Raw genomic sequence first — 19398 nt, forward strand, 5'->3', positions numbered from 1 at the left:
CCGGCCTCCAGCCCGCGCTGCGGTCGTGAACGAAAATAAACAATTTTAAAGGAGGATTTGCTGATGAACAAGCGTGTTAGACGTATGCTGGCGGCGCTGCTTTGCTGCTGCCTGCTCGTTCAATGCGGTATTTTCACTTTCCTGCCGACACCGTCAGCGCACGCCGACGAAGGAAGCTACGCATTGAATACGACGATCGAGCTGGAAAATACGGCGTTTGCGTCCAATTTTACAGTAAAGGAAAATGTTTACGCTTCCGGCGGCAAATATATTTCGGATACGGTATCGAGCGGCAACTTGACCGATCCCGACGGCAAGACACCGCCGGAGATTTCGCTGCCCTTTACGATCAGCACCGCAGGCGTCTATTACGTATGGCTTCGGGCCAACGCCACGGGCAGCGGCTCGGATACATTCTATATCGGCTTCAACAATGAGACGTTAAACAGCAGCCCGTACGGCACCGGCTTCCCGATTCGCGAGGACGGCAGCTTTATCTGGGTTCGGGTCAAAACGGCTGCCCTCAGCGCGGGTACGAATACGCTGAAGCTGTATCACCGCGAGAAGGGGCTCAAAATGGACGCGATTTATGTGACCTCCAACGTGCTGTACGACCCCGGCGCTACCGCGCCGCCACCAACTTACGCGCTGGATACAAAAATCGAGCTGGAGGATACGCCGTTTCAAGAAAACTTCACGGTGAAAGAGAGTGTATACGCTTCCGGCGGCAAATATATTTCGGACACGGTATCGAGCGGCAATTTGACTGATCCCGACGGCAAGACACCGGAGATTGTGCTGCCTTTTACGATCAGCACCGCAGGCGTCTATTATGTATGGCTTCGGGCCAACGCCGCGGGCAGCGGCTCGGACACGTTCTATATCGGCTTCAACAACGAAACGTTAAACAGCAGCCCGTACGGCACCGGCTTCCCGATTCGCGAGGACGGCAGCTTTATCTGGGTTCGGGTCAAAACGGCTGCACTCAGCGTAGGCACGAATGCGCTGAAGCTGTACCACCGCGAGAAGGGGCTCAAAATGGACGCAATTTATGTGACCTCCAACGTGCTGTATGACCCTGGCGCCACCGCGCCGCGGCCAACGTACGCGCTGGATACGAAAATCGAGCTGGAGGATACGCCGTTTCAAGGAAACTTCACGGTGAAAGAGAGTGTATATGCTTCCGGCGGCAAATATATTTCGGACACGCTGTCGAGCGGCAATTTGACCGATCCCGATAGTAAAATGCCGGAAATCGTGCTGCCGTTCGAGGTGGGCACAGCGGACACGTACTACGTTTGGCTCAGGGGTAATGCGGAGAGGGCCTCCGCCGATTCTTTCTATATCGGCTTCAATGACGAGGCGCTGAACAGCGCTCTCTACGGCACCAGCTTCCCGGTCCGCGAGGACGGCGGTTTCATCTGGGTACGAGTCAAAACGGCGGCGCTCGGCGCAGGCACGAATGCGATGAAGCTGTACCACCGCGAGGGCGCTCTGAAGATGGACGCGCTCTACGTCACCGCAGATGTGCTTTATAACCCCGGCGGCGACGAGTACGTCGAGCCGGTTTACCCGATGCCAACGCAATTTTCCCCGCCCGCGGCGCATCCGCGGATTTATTTCAGAAGCGCGGACATTCCGGGCATACTCGCGAACAGCATCAAGCCGCAAAATGCGAATGCGCTGGTCAAGCACCAGACGAATTTGCTTTCAACCGTGGACGGCAGCTTGCCTGCGACCTCGGCAAGCACCAACTTTAGCGCCGCGACGCTCAGCGTCATCGAGAGCCGCGCGTTCGAATACGCGATGCGCGGCGATGCGCAGGTGGGGCTGAGTGCGATCTCCGCGATGCGCAATTTTATGACGACGGTCAAGTTCACATCAGGCGATTATAACGGACAGGGGCAGACCGTATTTGTCGCCGCGGAGGTGTACGACTGGTGCTATCCGCTGCTGACGAGCGAAGATCAGACGCTGTTCGCCAATTTCGTGATGTCTGCGGCGTCGCTCATGGAGATCGGCTGGCCGCCGATCAATCAGGGGGCCGTCGTTGGTCATGGGGTGGAGGGCCAACTCATGCGCGATCTCGCCGCTGCGGGCATCGCGATGTACGATGAGCGACCCGATATTTTTCAGCATACGGTTGGACGCTTTTTTGCGGAATACATTGAGCCGAAATTATTTATGTATCCAGCACACATGCACAATCAGGGCGAGCATTATATGCAGTACCGCTTTCAGTGGGAAATATTGGCGACCTGGCTTTACGACCGGGCCGGGCATCCCAAGGTTTTTGGCCCCGATCAGCAATATGCGCTGTACTGGCCGCTCTACGCCAGGCGTCCCGATGGCCAATTGCTGCGCGATGGAGACGGCAGCCGTAACAACAACGCGGTCGGCGTGTACGATGCTTCATTCTATCGCTCGATGCTGCTGACCGGCAATTACTTCGGCGATCCGTATTTGAAGGAGGAAGGGATGCGCGAGCTGCCATATTTAAAGCTGCCGTCTCCGACAAGCAATCAGTCGCTTAATCCGGTTGAATTTCTTGTTTTTAACGATCCGGATTTGGGCGGACGCCCGGTCAGCGAGCTGCCGCTGACGATGTATTATCCGTCGCCGAAGGGCGGCATGATTGCCCGCACCGGCTGGCAGGACGGAGTGGAATCGCCCGCGGTCGTCGCGGAAATGGAGGTGAACGAATGGTGGTTTGCCAACCATCAGCATCTGGATGCGGGGTCCTTCCAAATTTATTATAAAGGCGCGCTCGCTACCGATTCCGGCTACTATCAGGCTGCGCTGAAGACGGTGTCCAGCCAGACCAACAACGGCAGCACAGGATACGGAAGCCCGCACGATCTGGATTACAATAAGCGTTCGATTGCGCACAACACCATGCTCGTCTATGATCCGAACGAAACGTTCGTTCGTTCGGGCAACCGTGCCAATGACGGCGGGCAGCGCATTCCCAACGGCGGCAAGGAGCCGAAGACGCTGGAGGAGCTGCAAAACCCGGCGAATGGCTACCGGACGGCCGAGATTAGGGGGCATGAATACGGCGAGGATCCGATGAAGCCGAACTATTCTTACCTGAAGGGTGATTTGACCCAGGCGTACTCGAATAAAATATCCGATTACGAACGAAGCTTCATGTTCCTGAATTTGCAGGACGACGCGCATCCGGCGGCGATGGTGGTGTTCGACCGCGTCGTGTCCGCGAACCCGGAGTTTAAGAAAACGTGGCTGCTGCACGGTCTGGAGGAGCCGGAAATTACCGGCAACCGGACGGTATTCAAAAACGAGCGGTACGATTACAACGGCAAGCTGACGGTCGATACGATGCTGCCTCAGGCGGGCGACGCACAAATTCAGAAGATCGGCGGCCCGGGCCAGGAGTTTATGGTGGACGGCGTCAACTACGACGCGCTGACGATTGCCGGCGGCAACAACGAAGGAGGTGGCTGGCGAATGGAGCTTTCCCCGCAAACGGCCAAAGCTGAGGATTATTTCCTGAACGTGCTCCAGGTGGGCGACGCCAGCCCGGACACGACGCCGCTGCCGGTATCCCTGATTGAGACGGCGAACGTCGCAGGGGCCGTCGTCGCGGACCGTGTCATCGTCTTCGGCAAAGCGAAGGGCCGAACCTCCGGCGACGTGGCTTTCTCCTTCAGCGGCAGCGGCTCATACGAAATGACTGTGGCTGATCTGGCCGCAGGCACCTGGACGATCCAGCGGAACGGGATTAACAGTGGCGAAGCGATCGTGACGGAAGCCGGAGGCGTTGCCGTGTACCGTGGGGAGGCGGGCGCTTACACGCTGACCTACAAAAATGCCAACGCCGTCCGTCCGATTATCCCGGTTGAGCCGCCTGTGAACAACGAGATGTACATCCGTGTAAACAATCGGTTCGTCTATTCGGAGACCGGGGCAAAGCTTCAGAACGGGGAGCTGCTGCTTCCTGCTCAGCCTGTTCTGAGCAATCTTGGCGTGGATTGGGCCTGGGACGACCAGGCCGATACGATGACTGCGGAAAAAGACGGGCACACGCTGAGCATTGCTAACGGCGCTTCGACGGCGTACTGGGACAATGCGCCCGTCGCGATGACCGTCGCTGCGTCGGTGTATGGCCAGACACTGCTCGTTCCGGCGACGGTGCTGTCGGATACGTATTTTGCAGCGATCTCCAGGGATACGTTCGCGAACGTTATTTACGTGCAGCCGGGGACGCCTCCGGCGCCCGCAAAGGACTATATTCCGATTACAGTAAGCACAAGCAGCGGCTATTTCGAGGATACAACGCCGGATAAAAGCCACGACGGCAATGTGGAGACGTTATGGTCGGTGGAAGGCACAAATCATTGGGTCATTTACGACCTAGGGGCGGTCCAGACCGTAGCCGACATGGAGATTGTGTTCAATAAGGGCAACGAGCGAAAAGCGTATTTTGGTATCGATGTATCCGAGGATGGCGACAATTGGACGCCTGTCATTCAAAATGGCGAGGGCAGCGGCCTGGCCGCCTTCGTCTACGAAACGTTCAGCTTCCCAACGAATACGCAGGCCCGCTATATTCGCTATAACGCGAAGGGCAATTCCAACAGCAGCTGGAACGCAATTATTGAAATCAAATTCGCAAGGCCTGCACAGGTTGGGCAGTAAAGCGAACGTAGTGCCCCTTAAGGGGCACATCAGCGGTAGCCAGGCGGATGCCCTTTTCTCGAATCCGCTTTCATCGAAGGGCACCACCGACAGTCCGGCAGCAAATACCGTGGCAAAAAGGGGGCTGTCCTCAAGGATATACCCGCCCGGTAAGAGCATCTCGTAAAGCATGCAAATGAACCTTCAAAACCACGTTGTTTAGTGGGATTGAAGGTTCATTTTGTTTCACCCATGGAATCTTTTTTGATGATGTGCAAGATGAAACCGAGCTTAAAAACATCGCTTCTTTTGATGATTTACGTTTCTGTATCGACGATTATATCTTGCTCTACAACAGTTTCCCGCCTATGCTACGGGACATTTTTTGCATCCATCAGTTGATATTGATTATCAATATCAACTAAGGTAAGATTAAAGCATGTGATTTATCGAGGTGATTACTCGTTAGGAGTAAATGGGAGCGGTGTACAATGAAAATCGACATTAACAAGCTCGCTGAGCATTTTGCGCATACATCTTTTCGGGTAGAACAAGTTAGCCAGTACGGCCATGATCCGGGAAGGTGCTGTGATGGCTATACCGAATCTTTTCCTGGTTTTGTATTTCCATTAAGAGGGAAGGCGGAATTTGTTTTCAACGGAACGCCTTATGTGCTAACTCCGGGAACTGTGGTTCATGGCGGAGCAAAAATGAAATTGGATAGAAAGGTCATCGGCAATACCAGATGGGAGTACCTGCTTGTACACTATCGCATCTGCGCTCCCGAGCTGACAAGCTTTTCTCTGCTCAAAACGCATTTCCAGCTTTCACCGGGCCAAAGCCCCCGTCTGATGGAACTGCTTAAGCTTTTGTGGCGGTTGTCCCGCCAGCCGGGAGGAGTCACAGCATTTCAGACAGAGACGATATTCCGTTGTGTACTGGAGGAGCTATTCGTCTGTGTCCGAAACCAAAGCAATGACGGTGAGCAGGCGTTATTTGAGCAAATATCGAATTATATACACGAGCATTATATGGACGCGCTGACTGTACGTGCTTTAGCGGAACAGAACGATATCAATGAAAACAGGTTGTTTTATGTATTTAAGAAGTACACGGGTATGGGACCGGGTAATTACTTGATGGCCTATCGCCTTAACCAAGCCAAGGATTCCTTATTGGCTACCGACGCGCCGATAGGCGAGGTGGCCAAAAGTATCGGTTATGCCGACGCCTTATATTTCAGTCGTCTGTTTAAAAAACAATTTGGTGTCTCTCCCGGCGAGTTCAGGAGTAATTTCAGGAATAATCCATATGGATTTCAGGATGGCTCCATTCACATCTAAAATCTGTTTTGCTAAACTGGCCATAGTCAGGATAGACAAGGCAAAACAAAATGATCAGCGGAGGAGTTAGCATGAAAAGATTTATGGGACTGATTGTCTCCATTGCACTTTTGGTAGCTATGTTAGCTGGATGTGCCGGAACGCCCAAGGCTAGCAGCTCTGAATCACCGAATCCTGCATCGTCTGTAACGGAGGCCGACAAATCCGGAAAAAACGAGCAGGAAATGAAAAAATGGCCGAGAACTTATGTGGATACACTTGGCCGCAAGGTCGTGTTAGAGAAGAAACCTGAAAAGGTTGCCCTCCTATTTTTCCGTAATTTTGAGCATCTGTTTTTACTTGGTGAATCCCCTGTAGCCGCAACGGATATCAATGTGCTCGGCGAGTGGGAATCTTTGGCTCCATATAAGAACAATGCAATTGCGGATCTTGGTTCAATAACCAGTCCCAATATAGAGAAATTACTGGGGGTTGATCCGGATTTGATTATCGTGGTCTCAAGCCGCTATGAGAGCTATGGTGACAAGTTGGAGCAAATAGCCCCTGTCATTACCGTCGACAGCAACGAAAACAACTGGCAAGGCGCACTGCGAGAATACGGAATAATTTTTGGAAAAGAACAGAAGGCGGAGGATGAAATTGCGCGGATTGAAGCTTTCGTTGCAAAATCAAGAGAGCAACTAAAGGCATATAACGACAAATCTTTTGGAGTTACGATGCTGGGAGATAAACAATATTGGGCCTATACCACACAATTTGTATTCAACAAGGATAGCGGACTTGGTTTAAATCCTCCAAGCCATTATGTTGATATGTCTAAAAAAGGAGAACAAATTTCTCAAGAGGGACTGGCCGTAATGAACCCCGATTACATGTTTGTCGCTGATCTGGGAGGATCTTCCCAGAAATTATATAGCTATTTGAAAAACTTGGAGAGCGAGCCTGTATGGAATTCTCTTGATGCTGTCAAGAACAAGCATATGTATCCTTTAGACAGCTCAATTGCGGCCGGAGGACCGTTGGGAATCGAACTGGGGGTCAAAACCATTGTTAAAAATGTTTTATCTCAATAGGGTTATAAAACCAGGGTTTGTTGCAGAGGAGAGATGCAGATGATAAAGCACGAGGAATTATACGACGTTACGATCATTGGCGGAGGGCCTGCAGGTCTTTTTGCAGCTTTCTACAGCGGTTTACGTGAAATGAAAACCAAGTTGATCGAGTATCAGCCGGAATTGGGTGGAAAAGTCCATGTTTATCCGGAAAAAATGATTTGGGACGTTGGCGGCCTTACACCCATTCTTGGCGAAAAATTAATTGAACAGATGGTTGAACAGGGTTTAACTTTTAATCCGACCGTGGTATTGAATCAGAAAGTGGAGTCGATTGAACGCGATGATTCCGGTTTATTTTTACTGCGGGCTCCATCAGGAGAACAGCATTATACAAAAACGGTCATCGTAGCGATCGGAGGAGGCATTTTAGAGCCTCAAAAAATTAACCTGGAAGGCGCAGAGAAATTCGAGGTGGCAAATTTAAATTATACCGTAAAATCACTCATGCGGTTCAAGGATAAAACAGTAATCATTTCTGGCGGAGGAAATTCAGCGGTGGATTGGGCAAACGAGCTCGAATCTATCGCCCATCAAGTATATTTGACTTATCGAAAAGAAACTTTGTCAGGACACGAAGCCCAAGTGAAACAACTGCTGAATAGTTCTGTAAAATGTTTCTTTCACACCTCCATAACGAAGCTGATTGCCCATCCCAATCACAAGAAGATTGAAAAAGTCGAGCTGACCAACCATCTAACGGGCGAGGTAGATGAACTGACGATTGACGAAGTCATTATCAATCATGGTTATGAACGAGACCGATCCTTATTGGAAAATAGCAAAGTAAAGCTTGAATTGATCGATGGGCACTACATTGATGGTCATGGAGCCAGCGGCACTACCGTTCCAGGCATTTATGCAGCGGGAGATATTCTGAAATATGATCAGAAATTGCACTTGATTGCAGGTGCATTTCAAGATGCAGCGAATGCGGTGAACCAGGCTAAGCTATATTTGCAGCCTGAAGCGCATCAAAGCGGAACCGTATCTTCACATAATGATATTTTTAACAGTCGGAATCGTGAGTTAATTAATCAGATGATGGTCAAGAACCAGCTTTGACGGTCATCCAAAGTCCGGGGCGACAGCTTGCTTTCTCCCCTGGTCTTGAGTGCGAAGCAACAGATAAAGGCATCATGCCTTTATCTGTTTTTTTTAGGCGCATTACGATTTTACGGGAAGGAGAAGATCCGAAAATTTTTTGTGCTTTTAGGGGTTTGCCATTTCCTCGGGATATAGAATAAGTGGATGATCAAAGCTGGAGGGTAATGGCTCACTAATATATAGTTGAAGAAGGAAATTAAATTTAAACCTCGAATAGCTAATGTAATCGGATAGTTAAAAATTTGATGACAGAGAGGAGTTAGATACGATGATAAAAGGATTCGGAGGAATATTTTGGAGAACTAAGAATCTTGAAGTTATAAAAAAATGGTACAGTGACGTGTTGAAGATTGAAATAGAAAATTGGAATGGGACTGTGATAAAACCCCAATTAGGAAATGAGACTATCTTTTCTTTACCGAGAATGACAGTTATTTTCCAACCGAACAACAAGTGATGTTAAATTTCCAAGTCCATGATCTAAACGAGACTATTCAGCATCTTGAGCATATTGGTGTACCTCTTGCCAAGAAAACAGAGATTAGTGAATTTGGAAAGTTTATTTGGATTGAAGATCCTGATGGCCGACTGATCGAGCTTTGGGAGAAATAACGAGTTGTAATTCATTTGCTACTGATACGACGGCAAACGATAGTTGATAGCTCGTTATTACATTCCCGACATTAAAGGACATCATAATTATTACGCTGCTCATTTGTGACTTGCACAACTTGCCAGCGCCAACCGAGCTGACCGAGATATGCATTGATTTTCCAAGAGGGAGCCTGCTGGCTCCCTTTTTTAGTACTGTCAGGAAAGTTATTGCTCTATTGGTAGGGACATGAATCTCGGACGGTAGGCTTGCATGGACATTCATCTAAGCCCATGGCAAAGAGCCGTTTTTCGTTCTTTGGCAAGCTGTGCTTAAAAAAGCCGGTATTGATTATAGACGGTAACTCTAAAAATCGTTACGATAAAATTGTCGATTTTATCGGCTTAATGGAGGAACCTGGAATGAAGTTAATCAAATCGAATTACTATCATAAAATGATTCTATTTTCTATTTTTCTCATTACGTTCCCCATCGTCACTGTGGGCGGCTTTTCCTATATTCGTGCCTCACATACGATCCAGGAAAAAGTAAACATGGGTTCTCTGCAAATTTTGAAGCAGATGCAGCATAGGGTCGAACAAAGCTTGCGGACCGCCGACAATGCTTTGACACAATTCACTGCGTCTTCTTCCGTCGCGAAATTGCTTACCAATGATGTAAGAGAAGTACATCGCAGCAGCAGTATTCAAATGATTGAAGAGCTTCAGGAAGGGCTCAGGCGTATACAAACCTATGATCTGGGCATGAGCGATGTCCAGTTTATTCAGCTTCGTTACCAGTGGAAAATGACAAACAAAGGGTATGAACCCTTTTCTTCCAGTGAACCGGACTGGAGACAGCTTCTTGGGACAAAACGGGGCTCTTACTGGAATATTGGTGAGAACTCTATTGATCTGGTCAAAACCTTGCCTGTTACAGCACTTGAACCGCCTGCAGCAGTCATATTGAAGGTTCCTTATGAGGAAATCAGCAAATTTTTGTCCGTGGATGCGGAGCTGGGAAAGCCATTCATTATGGACTCTGCCTATCGGATCATCGCGGATGCCGACTCTTCTCGAATCGGCTTGTCAGTAGCTGCTCAGCCCTATATTCAGCAGCTTATGGCAGCAAAGAATGAGCAGGGCATCATTCCCATCGATATGGATGGAATCAGCTACAATTTCATATTCAGCAGGTCGGTCTATAATGGCTGGACCTACGCTTCCTATGTGTCAATTGAAGCGATGACACGGGAATCCCAAGCGATCAAATGGTTTACGCTGCTTGTATGCGTATTGGTTCTGGCCGCAGGTGTTGCAGCTTCGTTATTCGGCACTAGAAAAATGTATATCCCCATACTGCGGCTGTATCAGGAGCTGTTCACGACCTCCTCCGGTCATGCGAATCCGCTCAAGGGCAAGGACGAGCTTCAACTGATCGGTGAAAAGTTCCGCGCTTATGTCAATACCGAGAAGAAAATGAGCCATGAGCTGCAATATCAGCGCAATCAGCTCCAGGATTTCTTTATGCTGAAGCTGTTTTTAGGAGAAGCCGAGCAGCAGGAGATTGAAGATAAGCTTCTGGTCAATGGCGAGACATGGAACAGCTTGCGGGTATTGGTCGTGCAAATTGACACATTGGATGGAACCAAGTATGAGGAGAAGGATAAAGATTTACTCTTATTTGCTGTCAACAATATAGTCACCGAGCTTGTACAAGCGTCAGACCGGCTGCTGAAGCCGATACTGATGGATCAATCACAGGTCAATTTAATCAGAAGTACCCATCCCACACATGAAGAAGCTATTCGGTTTACAGATGGATTAGCCAATGAAATTCAGCAGACGTTGAAATATTATTTGCATATCAAGGTGAGCCTTGGCATCAGCCGCCCTTTCAATTATCTGAAAGGAACTCATCGTGCGTACAAAGAGGCTCTTGAAGCACTTAACTATCGAATAAAGCTCGGTAATGAGGCGATCTTGTACATTGCTGATGTTCAACCTAACGACCGTTCATTGCCTGAATACCCGGAGAAGCTGAAAAACGACTTAATTGATGCCATTAAATTGTCAGATAGAGAACAATCTTATAGGCTGTTGCAGCAGTTTTCGCATGAGGTGTTCAGTGTACAGCTGTCGCATAGGGAATACCAAATTATGATGATCGGTCTTCTTACGGATTTGCTCAGGGTATTGCAGGAATCGGGTGGGCTGCTGCAATCCTTGTATGAGGAAGAAAAATCGTTGTTTGACCGGCTGTTTGAGCTTCAGACCTCGAATGAGATTGTGGAATGGTTCTTCCATTCCATTATTGTGCCGTCCATCCGTCTTTTGGAGGAACAAAGAAGCAAGCAATATCTCCGAATATCCGAGGAAATGATCAGCATGGTGCACAGCGATTATGACAAAAACCTGACTATAGAAATGTGTGCGTTTCGGATCAATTACCATCCTGATTACATCAGGCATGTATTTCGCAAAGAAGTGGGCACGCCCTTCGGTGAATATCTGGCACAATACCGGCTGCAGATCGCCAAGAAATGGCTTACCGAAACGAACATGAAGATAGCGGAGATTGCCGAGAAGCTTCAATATAATAACTCGCAAAATTTCATTCGGTACTTTCGGAAAATGGAAGGAATGACTCCGGGACAATATCGGAACACAACAGACAACGGCGCGGCGGATCTCCACTAGATCCAGCCGTATTTTTTTCTCTAAGAAGCGTATAGCAGCGGAAGCGGCCACCAGCTACAACCGTTATGGATTATTGAATAGCCACCCTGGATTGCCTCCTGCCCAACTTCGCTTACCTTACGGAAACAGCCGTCCCGGATTGTAGACGGCACTGTGGTTTCTCTCTTACGATGAAACCGAACAACCGACGATAAGCGGAAATGGAGGATCATACATGAATGTCAAACAAGCGAAGATGCAGAGGAGCAATTGGAGCCAGCAGCTTCGCCAAATCAAAGTGGACCGTTGGCTGTATCTAATGCTGGTTCCAGGTATTGTATATTTTGTGGTTTTCAAATATTTTCCCATGTGGGGCATATTTTTGGCCTTCCAGGATTACCAGCCCTACCTCGGATTTTGGGGCAGCAAATGGGTAGGGCTGCGGCATTTCGAACGGTTTTTCAGTGATCCCTCATTTTGGATGCTGTTTCGCAATACCTTTTACATCGCGTGCTATAATCTGATTTTTTATTTTCCGCTGCCGATTCTTATCGCTCTTATGCTGAATGAGGTAAAGAATGAGCTGTTTAAACGGCTGGCTCAAACCTTCATTTATGTGCCCCATTTTTTCTCGTGGGTCGTTATTTCGGGACTTAGCTACATTTTGCTGACTACAGAGGGGGGCATCATCAATGAGCTGATCCAGTATGGAGGCGGAGAGAAAATTAATTTCCTGCTGAATAAAGACTGGTTCCGTACGCTCATTACATCACAGATCATATGGAAAGAAACTGGCTGGGGAACGATTATTTTCCTGGCAGCGCTCTCTGGTGTGGATCCATCCTTGTACGAAGCATCACGCATCGACGGAGCCAACCGCTGGCGGCAGCTGGTTCACATTACGCTTCCGGCGATTCGCAGTACGATCATCATTCTGCTGATTCTTCGCTTGGGCAATTTCCTTGAGCTGGGCTTTGAGCAAATTTATTTGATGCTCAATGCGATGAATCGTGAGGTAGGCGAAACATTCGATACTTACATTTATACAAACGGAATTCAACAGGGCTTGTTCAGTTATACGACAGCAGTGGGCTTGTTCAATTCCTCTATCGGCCTGATATTAATTGTTACGGCCAATGCCGTAGCCAAGCGCTTCGGCGAAGAAGGCGTCTACTAGAAGCATACCTGTAAGGAGGAGGGGCAGCATGGTTCAAGACCGAACGTTCGGCAGCAGGCTTTTTGTAGCCATGAATTATACCATCATCAGCTTATTCGCATTAGTAACGATTATCCCGTTCATTCATGTGACGGCGGCTTCCTTCACGACAGCGGAGGAGCTTCGCCAGCAATCTTTTGTTTTATTTCCTACTGTTTTTTCGCTTGATGCCTATACGTATATTTTGACTACCGATACCATTACGCGAAGCATGGGAGTTACCATATTCATTACGTTAGCCGGCACCCTGGTCAATATCGCCATGACTACGCTCATGGCTTATCCGTTAGCCCGTAGAACATTGATCGGACGCAACCGGATTATGCTGATGGTTTTGTTCACCATGCTGTTTCAGGGAGGAATGATACCAACCTTTCTGATGGTGAAACAGCTGGGACTGCTTAATTCCTATTGGGCCGTTATTCTTCCGGGTGCGATCAGCGCATTTAATCTCATTGTGATGAAAAATTTCTTCCAGCAGCTTCCCGACGGTCTGGAGGAGTCGGCGAAAATGGATGGCGCCAATGATTTGGTCATCCTGCTCAGAATCGTAATTCCACTGTCGATGCCAGCCATCGCGACATTCTCGTTATTTTATGCGGTAGGGCATTGGAATTCTTTCCTGACACCCGTGCTGTATTTGAATAATCCCGAGAAATGGCCGATACAGGTACTGCTGCGACAAATCGTTATTTTATCACAGGGCGGCTTTGGCGATGCGGCAGAAATGGGAGCTGATTTTGTCCCGCTTCCCGAGCAAACGTTAAAGTCGGCAGTGATCGTATTTTCCAACCTGCCGATATTGCTTGTGTATCCTTTTCTGCAAAAGCATTTTGCCAAGGGTGTACTTCTCGGCTCTGTAAAGGGCTGAGATCGAAATAAGATTGGTAATAACCGAAATATGATTTTAATAAGGAGAGATGGTTGTGATGTTGATGAACAAGAAATGGAGATCTTGTACCTCGAGCGCCTGCCTGTTGGCTGTATCGCTCGGTCTGCTTTCAGCTTGCGGTGAGGCTACGTCTGTACAAACAGGGGGAGATCCGAAGGCACAAGGCTCTCAGGGCCCGACAACGATATCTGTAATGATGCCCTATTTCTCAACCGAGCCTCCTAAAGCAGATAATCCTGTATTCAAAAAGCTGGAGGAACTGACTAATACCAAGCTTAATATTACTTGGGTGCCGAATGCGGCGTACAAAGATAAGCTGTCGGTCAGTCTCGCATCCAATGACTTGCCGCAAATTTCGGTAATAGTCAATCTGGAAGGCGGCATTTATGCGCCAAGTATTTTAAATGGAGTTCGCTCAGGAGCTTTTTGGGAAATCGGGCCGATGCTTAAGGATTATCCTAACCTGGGAAAGCTGAACAAGGATGTGCTTGAGAATGTTTCACATGATGGTAAAAATTATGCCCTGTTTCGTCCCAGGGTGCTTGCCCGCGGCGGCGTCGTTTTTCGCAAGGATTGGCTGGATGCGCTTGGCTTGCAGGAGCCGACAACAATTGACGAGCTGTATAATGTGATCAAGGCTTTTACGCTGAACGACCCGGATAAAAATGGGAAAAATGACACTTATGGTTTGGTTTCACGTAAAGGCATCGCCGATCTGGACATGCTTTCCGGATTCTTCGGTGCAGGCAATGGCTGGGAGCTGCGGGAGGGCAAGCTGGTTCCGAGCTTTATGACGAAGGAGTATTTAGATGCGTTAAAGTTCTATAACCGCTTGTATAAGGAAAAATTGATGAATGCCGACTTTGCAGTCTCGGAAGGGAACCAAAGCAAGGCGTTATTTGAAAACGGCAGGGCCGGGGTCATTATTTCAACCGCTATTGACGATGTGCTCGGCAACGATCGGGAAATTAAAAAGACGAATCCCAAGGGAGCCGCGGATATGGTTTCACGGATTCAGGGACCCAAAGGTGAAAGGATACTGGCCTCCGCAGGCTATAACGGAATCTTCATGTTTCCCAAAAGCTCTGTAAAGACGGAAGCCGAGATGAGAGCCATTCTTGCTTTCTTCGACCAGATGTTTAAGCCTGAAATCGCCAACCTCCTGAATTGGGGAATTGAGGGCAAGCACTACCATCTGGAGAACGGCAAAGCCGTCAGTACGGAAGCGGAACAAAAGCTGAAGGTTGACGACCTGCTGCCGATTCCGCAGCTTAGCATCGTTATGGATACGGATGCCCCTCTCGAAGGTGAGAATACACCGCTTGAACAGAAGCTGAAAAAAATGTTTAAGGAAAACGTATCGATTGCAGTCCAAAATCCGGCTTCGTCGCTGCTCTCTCCAACACTCTCTGAAAAAAGCGGTGAATTGGATAAGATCCGCAACGACGCGAAGGTTAAATATATTCTTGGCGAGATTGATGATAACGGCTGGAACAATGAGATCGAGAAATGGAAGAAATCCGGAGGCGATAAAGGAATTGAGGAAATCAACGCGGAGTATGCGAAGCGGAAAAAATAGGGCGGCATAAACGTGATGTATCGAAATGGAGAGGGCACCTACAGTATTTGTTGTAGGAGACAGCATCTCTGTGCACTATGGTCTGTTTCTGAAACGAATGACCAGCTCCAGATTTGAATACCTGTTTAGTACGTAACATGATTTTATAAGGGAGGACGTTACTTTGAGAAAAAAAGAGATATCCTTATTCATGGTCGTATTGATGCTTGCATCCCTATTTATCGGCTTTCCGCAAATTGGCTACACAGCCACTCCTACTGGAAGCAATGTAAGTGCTACCCCGGCATATGCAGCGTATTCCGAAGCAAGCGCTGAAATCATACAGTATCCTGTATTGCCGGGAGCTCATTCAAGCACTTCCTATACGATGAAGGTGAATGGACAAAACGTGTTTGTAGAGAAATTCGGGGATATCAGCTATGCACGCTTTTCTTATTCAGGTACGGTTCAGGTCGATGTATATGCCAATGAGACTATTGAATCGTTTGGTATTAGTCCGCTCAATTATCAAATTGAGGGCAGCAAGGATGGAAGCAAGCTAACCTTCAGCATCTCGGAGCCAAGGACTTTAATCATAACGATTAACAATCTTGAGAAGCTGTTCCTCTTTGCTGACGGTCTGGAAGCAGATGTCCCTGTCCTCGGCGCTCCTGGCGTCGTCAATCTGGCAAGCTATCTGCCGGCCGGCCGCGATCCGGAAGCGGCGGTGACCGGGCTGTTCCAGCAGGCGATTGACGATACTTCCGCACTGGGGGGCGGTACCGGAGGGATCTTGTTTGTTCCTGACGGGAAGTACATGACGGCTCAGTTGAGCTTAAAAAGCAATGTGCATCTGTATTTACAAAGCGGAGCCTGGATACGGGCTGTGACTGCATTTAACAATACGAACTATCCGACGCAAAATAACGGTGATTCCTCCTTTATTTTCATAGGCAGCGCTCAACATGTGAAAATTACGGGAAGAGGCATTATTGATGGTAATGGGATGGCCGTCCGCACGCTTAATCCGGATGCGAATATCAAGCTGCTGAGAACAGCCGATGCTTCTGATGTGTTGATCCAGGATGTGTACTTCCGGGATTCCGCCAGATGGTCGATACACCTGCTGTACGCGAGTGATGTTACCATGAAAAATTTTAAGCTGATCAATGATCTCAGGGGAGGTCCGGATCCTGTCAACCCCGAATTGCTGCGCCCGACGGTAACCAATACCGATGGAGTGGACATTGACGCCTCGCAGAATGTAACGGTTGAAGGCGGCTTTATTTACACGGGTGACGACGCGATTTCGCCTAAAGTAAGCAATTATATGAATTTAAAAAGACCTGCTTTCGATATGCATATTAAAAATAATGTATTATGGTCGTTAAAAGTTGCGATGAGAGTGGGCGATGAAACGCTGGATGATATTTATAACGTTCATTTTGAAAATAATGAGGTCATTCGCGCAGACCGTTTTCTAACTATTTGGGCGGGGGATGCAGTCCGTCTTCATGATATTAATGTGATTAATAATCGCGCAGAGTTTATCGGCGGCAATTACAATGAACGGTATTTTCAATTTGTAATCCAGAAGAAGCGCGCGGCCATAAATCCAGGCTGGATTGATCGTGTTCTTGTCAAGGATTTCACCGGCTTGAACAAGACTGAGCAGCCTTCCAGCATCGAAGGTTTTGATGCCTGGCATCTCATTACGAACGTAACCTTCGACAATGTCAAGATCGCTGGAACAACGGCTGCAAACAAAGCGGATGTGCCGTTGCGGTTCGTCAACAGCTATTACAACAATGTGTCGTTTCTTCCATCCGGGACCGCTTATTCCGGCTCTCCGCTGACGCCGTACCCTTATCCTGATCCTTCGTTGGTCACTTCTGTGGAAGCGGAAGACATGGAGCTTGTTAATTATACTGTGGAAGACCAGCCCGTAGCATCCGGCGGGAAAGTAATCAAGGTGACCGGAACAGGCACGGCGGATAAGCTTTTTGATAAAAATACCGGCATCTATGATGTCATCGTCCATTATTTTGACGAGAACGATGGAAATGCTGCCTACAAGCTGCTGGTCAATGGATCGCAAGTAGATGCGTGGATAGCGAATCAGGACTTAGGCTCAGGCTCGGTTTCCGATATCTCGCGAACGACCAGACTGATTTCAGGGATACATCTGAAGCCATGGGATGAGGTCAGGATCGAGGGCGCCTCACAAGGGTCGGAAGCAGCCCGAATTGATAAAATCGAATTTATTTTCAAAGCCGAACCGGACTTGTCCGCCACTGGCGGAATAGCGGGTACGGTAACAGATGATCAGGGAAGCCCAGTGCAGGGAGCGTTGGTTCAGACAACCGTTACCGGGGACGTGTACAGGACATTTACAGATCACTCAGGTACTTATCATCTTCAGAATCTACCAGCGGGCACCCATATTATTAAGGCAGTTAAAAACGGATATAGCGAGAGGACGACATCAGGAGTCCATGTTACCGTCGGATTGACCACTTACAGCGTCAATTTTTCGCTGCCCGTTGTTTCAACGGTTCCTTATTTGGCAGCTGTTCAGGTATTCGGTTCCATTCCGGCTCTGGCTTCAGGCCAAAGCGGATACGATTTAAACAAGCTCATCGTCACCGCAACTGACCAATTCGGCAGCGCATATCCAGTTTCGGGCTTGCCTCAGTCATGGAATATCCAATCAGGAGATGTATATGCAGCTGTTTACGGAAGTGTATTGCAGCCTCTGGGTGCGGGAACGGGTACAGTCACATCCACGATAAACGGTGTGCAAAGCAATACGGTTAGTTTCGCTGTCTATCCATGGGAGGGAGGCTCTCCACGGATATTGCAGGTGGATCGAAGAGGACTAACAGCCGGTGCTTATTTATCGATTGCTGCTGCTGTGAACAGCTCACCGGCGCTTAAACCGGGGGATCGTATTAGTTTGGTACCAGGCAGTGGTCCGTACCGTGAGACTGTTTCCATTCATGCATCCGGTACTCCCGGGAACCCGATTATTTTCGAGGGCAACGGTGAATTGATCACCGGCTTTAACCCCTTCCAGTTTACTCAGGAGGCGAGCGGTCAATGGACGTATACCTTGCCAAGTCCTATTGAGAACACGACCACGGGCGGCAGCTCCAATACGTTCAGGCATCTGGTGGCCTACAATGGTCAACGTCTGATGCTCGACCAACCGTCGGGCCAAAATGCAGGTAAGTTTACAAGCGACTATGCTGCATTGTCTTCGGATGGGAAGAAGCTGATCTTGAATATGAGTAAGGCCTCACCAACGGTGGGGTGGGAAATTGCTTCACGGCAAAATGGTGTTAATGTGTCCAATCCGTATGCTTATCAAACTTATCGCAATCTGCGCGTTTCGGGAGCGCAGAATGATGGTTTTAATGTCCATGGAACCGGAGGCGGACTGGTATTCGAGAACATCGAAGCCTTCCATAATTTTGACGAAGGTTATTCCTCTCACGATAGTACACAATCTTCAATTGACGGCGGTATTTTCTGGGGGAACGATAACGGAATTTATAACCAAACCAATACGGCTCTTCATTTTACTGCGAGCAACGTACAGGTTCACAGCAATATTGGAGCGGGTTTGACGGCCCAAGCAGGAAATAATTTCTTGAACAATGTCCGTTCATGGGACAATGGGATCAGCAATTTGCGGCTGGGCGGGTCAGTTGCAACCGTTAATGTTGTGACCTACGAGAGTCGTTGGAATCAACGGCCGTGGGTAGGATTTCAGGAATTACAGAACTATAGCCTGGGGGTTCAACTGCAGCCATATACCTACTCAGTGCGTACACCCATTACCTATGCAGGCATGGCTCCAATCGTATTTCCTGCCAGCCAGCTGCCTCCTATGAAGGTGCCGTTCGATGACTGGCGATATATCTATTTCACAGCTGCCCAATTGGCTGATCCGGCAATAAGCGGTCCAATGGCTGATCCAGACAATGACGGACTCACCAACTATACGGAATATGAAACAGGTCAAGACCCCAACCATTAACGTAATAAACGTAAAAAGCACCTGATTCGCTCAGGTGCTTTTTACGTTTCGAGAAATACGGAGAAAAATCAGCATCATCCAGTGAAACTTACCATATAAACTTTCGTAATAGTCTATAATCAGAGGCTGCCTCGTTAAGCTATAGGCTAGATAACGGGCGAATTCGTTCTGAAATCGGGAAAATGGGGAAATGGTCTATTAAAGACAACGAAGATAAAGC

9 protein-coding genes and 1 pseudogene are annotated in these 19398 nt (G+C 48.5%); all 10 read left to right on the plus strand.

The window, feature by feature from the left end:
• Window positions 1-63: 63 nt before the first annotated feature.
• A complete protein-coding gene (gene hepB, locus NST47_RS19910; RefSeq protein WP_341156677.1) occupies window positions 64-4659 on the plus strand; it encodes a heparin/heparin-sulfate lyase HepB in 4596 nt (1531 codons plus the stop codon).
• A gap of 470 nt (window positions 4660-5129) precedes the next feature.
• The gene (locus NST47_RS19915; RefSeq protein WP_341156678.1) at window positions 5130-5981 is read left to right on the plus strand and encodes a helix-turn-helix transcriptional regulator; all 852 of its coding nucleotides are present in this window, start codon (window positions 5130-5132) and stop codon (window positions 5979-5981) included.
• A 71-nt stretch (window positions 5982-6052) separates the two neighbouring features.
• The gene (locus tag NST47_RS19920) at window positions 6053-7054 is read left to right on the plus strand and encodes an ABC transporter substrate-binding protein (RefSeq protein WP_341156679.1); all 1002 of its coding nucleotides are present in this window, start codon (window positions 6053-6055) and stop codon (window positions 7052-7054) included.
• A 42-nt stretch (window positions 7055-7096) separates the two neighbouring features.
• On the plus strand, window positions 7097-8158 hold the full coding sequence (locus NST47_RS19925) for an NAD(P)/FAD-dependent oxidoreductase (RefSeq protein ID WP_341159708.1): 1062 nt from the start codon (window positions 7097-7099) through the stop codon (window positions 8156-8158).
• Between the two features lie 310 nt (window positions 8159-8468).
• Window positions 8469-8812, plus strand: a pseudogene (locus tag NST47_RS19930) (VOC family protein).
• A 273-nt stretch (window positions 8813-9085) separates the two neighbouring features.
• Window positions 9086-11491 carry a helix-turn-helix domain-containing protein gene (locus tag NST47_RS19935; RefSeq protein WP_341156680.1) on the plus strand — a complete coding sequence of 802 codons (2406 nt, stop codon included), beginning with the start codon at window positions 9086-9088 and terminating at the stop codon, window positions 11489-11491.
• Between the two features lie 235 nt (window positions 11492-11726).
• Entirely contained in the window at window positions 11727-12647 is a 921-nt protein-coding gene (locus NST47_RS19940) for an ABC transporter permease (protein WP_341159709.1), read from the plus strand.
• 28 nt (window positions 12648-12675) lie between these two features.
• Entirely contained in the window at window positions 12676-13557 is an 882-nt protein-coding gene (locus tag NST47_RS19945; RefSeq protein ID WP_341156681.1) for a carbohydrate ABC transporter permease, read from the plus strand.
• A gap of 58 nt (window positions 13558-13615) precedes the next feature.
• On the plus strand, window positions 13616-15157 hold the full coding sequence (locus NST47_RS19950; protein ID WP_341159710.1) for an extracellular solute-binding protein: 1542 nt from the start codon (window positions 13616-13618) through the stop codon (window positions 15155-15157).
• Window positions 15158-15320: 163 nt separating this feature from the next.
• Entirely contained in the window at window positions 15321-19178 is a 3858-nt protein-coding gene (locus NST47_RS19955) for a carboxypeptidase regulatory-like domain-containing protein (protein ID WP_341156682.1), read from the plus strand.
• The last annotated feature ends 220 nt before the right edge of the window (window positions 19179-19398 follow it).

It is taken from the genome of Paenibacillus sp. FSL H8-0034 (assembly GCF_038000305.1).
In the GTDB taxonomy this organism is placed as follows: domain Bacteria; phylum Bacillota; class Bacilli; order Paenibacillales; family NBRC-103111; genus Paenibacillus_S.

Coding starts and splice junctions, on each gene's coding strand:
- hepB (WP_341156677.1), top strand. CDS start 64: ATGAACAAGCGTGTTAGACGTATGCTGGCGGCGCTGCTTTGCTGCTGC.
- NST47_RS19915 (WP_341156678.1), top strand. CDS start 5,130: ATGAAAATCGACATTAACAAGCTCGCTGAGCATTTTGCGCATACATCT.
- NST47_RS19920 (WP_341156679.1), top strand. CDS start 6,053: ATGAAAAGATTTATGGGACTGATTGTCTCCATTGCACTTTTGGTAGCT.
- NST47_RS19935 (WP_341156680.1), top strand. CDS start 9,086: ATGGCAAAGAGCCGTTTTTCGTTCTTTGGCAAGCTGTGCTTAAAAAAG.
- NST47_RS19940 (WP_341159709.1), top strand. CDS start 11,727: ATGCAGAGGAGCAATTGGAGCCAGCAGCTTCGCCAAATCAAAGTGGAC.
- NST47_RS19945 (WP_341156681.1), top strand. CDS start 12,676: ATGGTTCAAGACCGAACGTTCGGCAGCAGGCTTTTTGTAGCCATGAAT.
- NST47_RS19950 (WP_341159710.1), top strand. CDS start 13,616: ATGTTGATGAACAAGAAATGGAGATCTTGTACCTCGAGCGCCTGCCTG.